General features: G+C 66.7%; 5 protein-coding genes. All 5 read left to right on the top strand.

Annotated elements, in window-relative coordinates; translation table 11 throughout:
• Positions 1 to 2181 (top strand): HDIG domain-containing metalloprotein (locus tag ABLA28_RS10165; RefSeq protein WP_347713567.1); only part of this gene is annotated, 2181 nt, incomplete at its 5' end.
• 139 nt (positions 2182 to 2320) lie between these two features.
• Positions 2321 to 2824 carry an rRNA maturation RNase YbeY gene (ybeY, locus tag ABLA28_RS10160; RefSeq protein WP_347713566.1) on the top strand — a complete coding sequence of 168 codons (504 nt, stop codon included), beginning with the start codon at positions 2321 to 2323 and terminating at the stop codon, positions 2822 to 2824.
• Position 2825: 1 nt separating this feature from the next.
• On the top strand, positions 2826 to 4115 hold the full coding sequence (locus tag ABLA28_RS10155; RefSeq protein WP_347713565.1) for a hemolysin family protein: 1290 nt from the start codon (positions 2826 to 2828) through the stop codon (positions 4113 to 4115).
• An 18-nt stretch (positions 4116 to 4133) separates the two neighbouring features.
• The gene (locus tag ABLA28_RS10150) at positions 4134 to 4598 is read left to right on the top strand and encodes a cytidine deaminase (RefSeq protein ID WP_347713564.1); all 465 of its coding nucleotides are present in this window, start codon (positions 4134 to 4136) and stop codon (positions 4596 to 4598) included.
• A complete protein-coding gene (era, locus tag ABLA28_RS10145; RefSeq protein ID WP_299302644.1) occupies positions 4595 to 5509 on the top strand; it encodes a GTPase Era in 915 nt (304 codons plus the stop codon). The genes ABLA28_RS10150 and era overlap by 4 nt, the downstream gene beginning before the upstream one ends.
• Positions 5510 to 5727 lie beyond the last annotated feature (218 nt).

Here is a 5727-nt window from a genome sequence, read left to right as displayed (position 1 = left end):
GTCGTCATGCTGCTGGCCGTCGGGCTCTCCATCGTCATGATGGAGTGGCTCTACGTCCGCAACAGGGGGTACAGCTTCGCGCAGGGGCTGCCGTCCCCCCAGACCTACAGGGTCATCTCCCCGGTGAAGTACGAGGACCACTCGGCCACGGGGGCCCTCCGGGAGATGGTGGAGGAGCGGGTGGCCGGTGTCGTGGTTCGGGATGTCGCCGCCCGGGACCGGATGAAAAAACGCCTGGAGGAGCTCCAGGCGGTAAAGGACCCCTTGGACCCGAAGCTCCTGGCCTATATGCCTCAGGCCCTGCTGAACGCCCTGTTCGCCATGGACGGAGCAGAGCGGAGCCGAATCATGAAGCTGGCCTTGCAGGTCGGGGACGCCTACTTTTCGAGCCTCGCGTCGGGCGATGTCCTGGAGAGCGGGGGGATGGAGGCGGCCCTGCTGTGGAGGGAGATCGAGAAGCGCGTCGGTTCGGTGGACGACGCCAACCTGATCTATCAGCTGTTGACGAAGGTGAACGACGCCTACTACAAGCTCGAGCCCCAGCTCACCGATCTGGTGAGGCAGAGCGCGGGGAACAGGATCCCCGTCATCGAACGCCGTCTGGAGCTGGGCGACGTCATCGTCGAGCGCGGGGATGTGGTGACGCCCCAGACGGCCGGCCTGCTGCGGCTGCAGGGCTACACGGAGGACGCCTTTCCCGTCACTCAGGTGGTCATCGTTTTCTTCCTCGTCCTGATCCTCCCGCTGTGGCTGGAGGTCCCGGCCCGGGAGTCGGGCAGCCGGCCTTCGTGGGGGTGCGTCGTCTTCGTCGTCTCGGCCGCATGGATCGGCCAGATGCTCGCCGTGCAGATGCGGACGGCGGGCGCCGGCATCCTCCCCGCGGTCATGGCGGCCTATCTCTGTATGCCCCGATCCTTTGCCTTCAACGCCTCCCTGGCCAGCACCGCGTCCGGGGTGTTCATCATCGCGGGGCTCTCCGTCTACGATCTTCTCCTGCTCCTCTCCATGGGCTTCCTCGCCTCGATGACGGGGTATTACCTCCTGCGCCGCATCGAGTCCCGGGAATCCCTCGTCCGCAGGCTGATCCTGCTCGCGCTTTTCCTGAGCGTATCCCGCATCGTCATCCTCTGGATTCAGGGGATACCCCTGACGAGGGAGTCCTTCCGCCTCTTCTCCCCCACGGGCTTCTTCTGGCTGGAGACCGGGCGCTTTCTGCTTCTGGACGCCCTGGCCGCGATCTTCATGGTCGTCCTCCTGCCCCTGGTGGAGGGGTATATCGGCGTCCTCTCCATCCTCCGCCTCCGGGAGCTGAGCCATCCCTCGAGCCCTCTGCTGCGCAAGCTGCAGCGGGACGCGCCGGGGACCTACCAGCACTGCCTGGCGATCGCCACGCTCGCCGAGGCGGTGGCGATCGATATGGGGATGGACGAGAACCTGATGAAGGCCGGGGCCTATTATCACGATATCGGAAAGCTGAGGCGCCCGCAGTTCTTCGTCGAGAACCAGGGCGGGGGGCCCAACGTCCATGACGGAATGAGCCCCACGCTTTCGGCCATGACCATTGCGTCGCACGTCCAGGACGGCCTGGAGATGGCCAGGGAGTACGGGCTGCCCAAGAGGATACGGGACTTCATCGCGGAGCATCACGGCACCGCGTGCATCCGCTACTTCTACAACAAGGCCAGGGCCGAGGCCCGGGACCGGGGGGAGGAGGAGAGCGTCGAGTGGTCGGACTTCTGTTATCCGGGGCCTAGGCCCCGGTCCCGAGAGACGGCGCTCCTGATGATCCTGGATTCCATGGAGGCCGCGATACGGAGTGAGAGCCTGGGGCGCGAGCTCCTGAGGCGGGACGCGAAGGAGATGCCGCAGAATGGGCGAAACGCGGGGCGGAGCCAGGCCATCATGGCCCTGAAAAAGGTCATCAACCAGGTGGTGGGCAGCAAGATCTCGGAGGGGCAGTTCGACGAGGTCGACTTCACCCTGAGGGACCTCACCCGCATCAAGGAGTCCATTCTGTCCGTCCTGCTCTCCATGTATCACACCCGGATGGTCCGGAGCCCCGACCGGCGGAGGGAGAAGGGGGCCGTGGGCGGAGGAGCGCCTGTCCCTGCCGCGAGCGATGCTGCGGAGGTTCCGGCCGTTCCCGGCGGAGCCGAAAACGTCGGAGCGGAGACCCGATGAGCGCGGAGACGTTCCGCTCCCTTGATCTGGTCTCCGGACGCATGTTGTGTTATGTTATTCTTTACATTCTCTCCCTATCGACAGCGGGCGGCGGATGGGGCCGCATCGATGGGGGACAGACTCTGGGAGGGTTCACGTTTTGAGATTGGAACTTCACGTCGACGGCCCCGAGGACGGGGAATCTCAAAGTCCGATTCCGTTATCCGCATGGGGGCCCCTCGGGCGCGTCCTCGAGGGCGAGCTGGCCTCCCTGTATCCCGAGATCGTCCGTTACGGGACGGTTGAGCTCTCGGTGACCCTGCTGGGGCCGGACGAGATGCGCTCGGTCAATCGCGAGTACCGGGAGCGGGACGAGGCTACGGATGTGCTGTCCTTTCCGCTCTGGGAGGCGGACGGCCGTTTTGTCCCGGACGGGGCTCTGACGGAGCTGCTGCCTCTCGGGGACATCCTGATCTGTCCGGAGGAGGTGGCGCGCCTGCACGAGGAGCTTCCACCCGAGGATGCCCTGTGCCTCGTGCTGGCTCATGGGTTTCTGCATCTGCTGGCCTGGGACCATGACACCGAGGAGCGGGAGTCGGCCATGTGGGCCCGCCAGGACGCCGTCAAACAACGGCTCCTGGACGTCCTGAGGGGAGGGCTCTAGGATGGCGTCCCTTTCCGGGAACGCCCTGCTGCCCTTTCTGGAGAGCTGCCTCTGGTTCGTCGTCCTGTTCCTCATGTCGGCGTTCTGCAGCGCCTCGGAGACGGCCATCACGACCACCGGCCGGAGTCGGCTCATGTTGCTCCAGGAGCAGCGCCCGTTCTTACGGTCCCTCTTTCAATGGCTTATAGACGACGTTCAGGAGGCCCTGACCGTCTGTCTCATTGTGAACAACGTCGTCAACATCGCGGCCAGCACCCTGGCGGCCAGGCTCGTGCTCCAGGCCTTCGGGGAGGGGGCGCTGGTCTGTGTGGTCCCGGTCATGACCGTGCTGATCGTCATCTTCGGGGAGATCCTGCCGAAGAGCGCCGCGATGGTCCACTCCGACGGGGTGCTGGTGTTCTCCGCGCCCCTGCTGCGTCTTCTCTCCATTCTGCTCGCTCCCTTCGCCTGGCTGATGAGGAAGTGCGTCTCCTTCATCGGGCTGCTGTTCCGACTCGACCTCAAGCCCCAGCACGTGTTCGTCACGCGGGAGGAGATCGAGCAGGTGGTGAAGATCGGGGAGCAGAGCGGCGCGCTCGAGGCGGTGGAGCGGCGGATGATCGACGGGATCATCGATTTCGAGGAGACCCGGGTCCACGAGGTCATGGTCCCGCGCATGGACATGGTGACCCTGGAGGCCTCGGAGCCGCTGAAGGAGGCCATGAAGGTCTTTATCGAACACGGGCACTCCCGCCTCCCGGTCTACGAGGAGAGCCTGGACAACATCGTGGGGGTGCTCTACGTCAAGGACACCCTGAAGCACCTGATCGGCGCCGAGCTCTCCCAGGCCGTGGGGGGCATGATGCGCAAGCCGCTCTTCGTCCCCGAGACCATCCGCACCGTGGAGCTGCTGGAGACCATGCGGCGGGACCACATCCACATCGCCGTCGTCGTCGACGAGTACGGCGGCGTGGCGGGGCTCGTGACGATGGAGGACATCCTCGAGGAGATCGTCGGGGAGATCCAGGACGAGTACGACCAGGAGTCCCCGGACATCCTCGAGATGGAGGACGGCACCTACAGGGTGCAGGGGACCACGAGCCTGGAGGACCTCAGCGAGGCCCTGGACTACCCCTTCGAGTCCGAGGATGCGGAGAGCCTGGCCGGATTGGTGCTGCTGCTGGCCGGGGGGTTTCCCCAGGTGAACGATGCGTTCGAGTACGAGGACTGGAGGATTCGGGTGGTCGACCTCGAGGATCACCGCATCAAGGTGCTCGACCTCGAACGCATGAAACCCGAGAAGGACGCGTGAGGAGGGCCTATGGAAAGGATGACCGGTAAGTCCCGGGGCGTTGCGGGCGGATGGGGCGAGGGGGATGGCCGGCCCGGTCCTTCCCCGCTGGAGCTGCTGGAGAGGGCGCGGGAGGCGGCCTCCCGCGCCTATGCGCCCTACTCGCGCTTTCGGGTTGGGGCCGCGCTGCTCCTCGCGGATGGGGGCGTCCTGACCGCCTGCAACGTGGAGAACGCCTCCTACGGCCTCTCCATGTGCGCGGAGCGCAGCGCGATTGCGGCGATGGTGGCGCGCGGACTGAGGGACCCCGTGGCCGTGGCGGTCGCGGGGTCGGGGGATGGGGACTTCGGCAGGCCCTGTCCGCCCTGCGGGGCCTGCCGCCAGATTCTGGTGGAGTTCAACCCCGACATGCGGGTGGTCCTGGCGTCTCCCGAGGGGCCCCTCGTGTACTCCGCGCATGGGCTGCTGCCCCACTCCTTCGGCCTGAGGGGCGGGGCCCCTTGAGCGGGGAGCGACAGGGGGACGGGGCCGCGATGCGCTGCGGCGTGGTCGCCCTGGCCGGGCGGCCCAACGTCGGCAAGTCCTCGCTGGTCAACGCGCTGCTGCGCGCCCGCGCGGCGATCGTCTCCCCGAAGCCTCAGACGACCCGCAACGCGATTCGCTGCATCTACAACGACGAACGCGCCCAGATCGTCTTCACGGACACGCCGGGGCTGCACCGGCCCAGGGACCGGCTTGGCCGTTCCCTGACGGACGCGGCCGAGGACGCCTTCGCCGAGGCCGACGCCGTCTGCTGGCTGGTCGAGGCGGGGGACCGCAGGCTGAGGGACGAGGACGCCGAGGTGCTGAGGGCGCTCTCCGTCGTCTCCCGGCCGATTGTGCTGGTGGTGAACAAGGCCGACGCACACGACCCCGGCGGGGCGCTGGAGCTCTACGGATCCAGGCTTCCCTTCGCCGGGCGCATCGCCGTCTCCGCGCGCAGGGGGCGCAACCTCGACGCCCTGATCGACCTTCTGCTGCCGCTCCTGCCCGAGGGGACGCCGTGGTACGACCCCGACATCCTGATCGACGGCACGGAGCGCTTCATGGCGTCCGAGGTCATCCGCGGGCGCGTGCTGGCGTTGCTGCGGGACGAGGTTCCCCACTGCGTCGCGGTGGAGATCGACGAGTACAAGAGCCCGGAGGAGTACCCCGAGCGGAAGCGGCTTTACATCCGGGCGTCCCTGATCGTGGAGACGGCGGGGCAGAAGGCCATCCTGATCGGGGCCGGAGGGGCGATGCTGAAGCGGATCGGAGAAACCGCACGGCTGGAGCTGGAGGAACTCACCGGCCACCCGGTCTATCTGGACCTGTGGGTGAAGGTGTCCCCGCATTGGAGACAGTCGGAGCCCGTGCTGCGCCGCCTTGGACTCTGACCCGCGATTTCCCTCGATGGGGCGCAGGCCGGGAGCAGCGCCCCCGATGTGGTTTCAAGGGTAATCGAGCGCCTGAGGAGGGATGGGGATGTCGCGTCAGGGCCTGGATTCCGCCTCGGGCGTGGTGCTCTCGCGTTCCGTGGCGGGGGAGGGGGATCTTCTGCTCGCCCTCCTGTCTCTTATACACATCTCCGAGCCCACGAGACGGAGCTACATCT

Source organism: uncultured Fretibacterium sp. (assembly GCF_963544685.1).
In the GTDB taxonomy this organism is placed as follows: Bacteria; Synergistota; Synergistia; order Synergistales; family Aminobacteriaceae; genus CAJPSE01.
Note: the sequence above shows the minus strand (reverse complement) of the source record. Positions and strands in the feature narration are given on the sequence as shown.